Genomic DNA, 2129 nt, shown 5'->3' with positions numbered 1-2129 from the left:
AGCAAAGTGCCTTAAATGGTAAGGAAAAAGCCTTTTTAATAAGGCATTTAGAGAGGGATTTGGACAAAATCAAGGCGAAAATCAAAGAAGAAGAGGCGTTAAAAGAAGCACAAAAAGAGTGGTTAGAAACTTTTGGCTTGAAAAGTATGGACGAGACTTACACGCCGAAATTTAGCAAAGAAGTGAGCGAGGCTTTAGAAAAAGTGCTAAAAGGCGAGGAAATAAAGCTTACGAAGGGGAGTTTTGAAAAGCTTTTAAAGCGTGATAGAGAGGAGTTTTTACCCTTTATTAAAGAGACTTTAGAAAATGCGGATGCTGTGTTAAAAGACAAGGAAAATGCCCTTATTTTTGTGAAAGATATAGGCAAAAAGAGCTATTTCACAAGCGTGGCAAAAAATGCGAATAATGAGTGGGTCATCTCTACAAATTCGCTTAAGACTTTGAATACTTTAAAAAATAGACTTGATGATAATGGAGAGCTTTTGTATCTAAGCAAGGAAGCCTCAAATATACTCGCTGAAGCTTTTACCAAAAGAGCGTTTTCTAATGAACTTGCAAGTGAAAGTATACCACAAGCCAAGCAAACCAAGCTAGAATCTACCCTAAACAACGATACGCTACAGAGCTACAGAACCCACAATAATGCCAAGACACGACTCAAGCGCAGCATTGATGAGAAAGAACGGGAGTTAAAAGATTTAGTCGAAGAAAAAGAAAAAGTAGAACGATGGGCGCAAACAATCAAAGAGCAGGCTAATTCGCGCACCCTTACAAAAATCGCTAGAGAGTTAGAAAAAATAGGCTTTGAGTCTTTTTCTAAACGCTCTGTGATGGATTATGAAGCGTCAAAAGTTAGGAAAATAAATCCTAGACTAACTGGGCAGCAATTCTATGATGAAAGCACGATTATAGATTTTAAAGATTTAAAGAAATTTATCAAATCGCGCGATGATTTTATCAAGTTTAAAGACAAGCTGGATACTTTACACTTAGAAAAATCTTATTACAACAGTATTTGGTTTAATAAAACAATAAAAGATTTTAGCGATAGAGAACAAGCACGCTTTTATCAAATTTTTAGCGAGGATAATTATGACAAGATTATGAAAGAGCTTATCGATGAACAAGAAAGAAAAGTTAAAAATATCGATAACGACAAGATTATATCCCTACAAAAAGAGCTAGAGCAGCTTAAAGAGCAGCTAGAAAAGACAAATCAAAGCCTAGCACAGAGTGAGAGAGTGCTAGAGCAAATCCCATTTTTAGAAAAGCTTTTTGATAATAAGCCTTTGTTTAATGATTTTGTATCTCTACGCTTTTATACGGAGAGTGAAAAAGAGATAAAAGAGCAAGCGAAAAAAGCTTTTATAGATATTGATATATCACGCGGCTACATTGAAAAAGCCCTAAACATCACGCCTTTAAAAGAATTTGGCACGAACTATGCGGAGTTTTACAGAGACGGCAAAGGTGCGGTTAAAAAGCTAATCAGAGAAGCACAAGCCTTTAAAGAAAGCGGCGAAAAAGGCGAATTCAAAGCCCAAGTCAGTGGAGCGTTTTATAAAGAGGGCTTAGGAGATATTGACTTGGTATGGGGGGATGAAAGTTTTGGGCTGAAGCATATTTTAGAGCGTAGAACGCAAGATTTTATCAATCAAGGCTTTAAACAAAACGAAGCACAAAACAAGACAAAAGAGCTTTTAAACGAAATACCGCAAATTTTAGAAAATGGCAAAATTTACTCACAAAACAAAGATAAAATAGAAATTATCACAGATAAATATACGCTTGTTATTGGGACAAGAAATGAGAAAAAATTCATCATAACAGAACTGATAGATAGGCGCAATAAAAAGAGAATGGAAGCTATGCAGACAGTAGTCGGTGATAGCTTTACTGATGAACCGCTAGCAAAAACGCCTCTTTCATCAAACCAAGAAAGCATTATAGCACAAATAAACAATACTTTAAGTGAAGTAGTGGATAATTATGAGCATTTTTGTCAAAGATATGGAGGGAGTCTTGACGGGTCGTTGTATTTAGATGATTTTAAAGCCTTAAGTAAAGATGAGCAAAGGGAATTTTCACATATTTTATACACTTTTAGAAACTATCTTAATCAGTATGAT

Annotated in this window: 1 protein-coding gene; it reads left to right on the top strand. The window is 35.4% G+C overall.

Annotated features, from left to right (window positions below; genetic code table 11):
- Positions 1 to 2129, top strand: a 2129-nt coding sequence (locus tag NYG92_RS09085) for a putative barnase/colicin E5 family endoribonuclease (RefSeq protein ID WP_289234205.1), incomplete at both ends; no start/stop codon positions are given.

Source organism: Campylobacter felis (assembly GCF_030250085.1).
Classification (GTDB): domain Bacteria; phylum Campylobacterota; class Campylobacteria; order Campylobacterales; family Campylobacteraceae; genus Campylobacter_D; species Campylobacter_D upsaliensis.
This window is presented reverse-complemented; position numbering and strand designations above follow the sequence as displayed.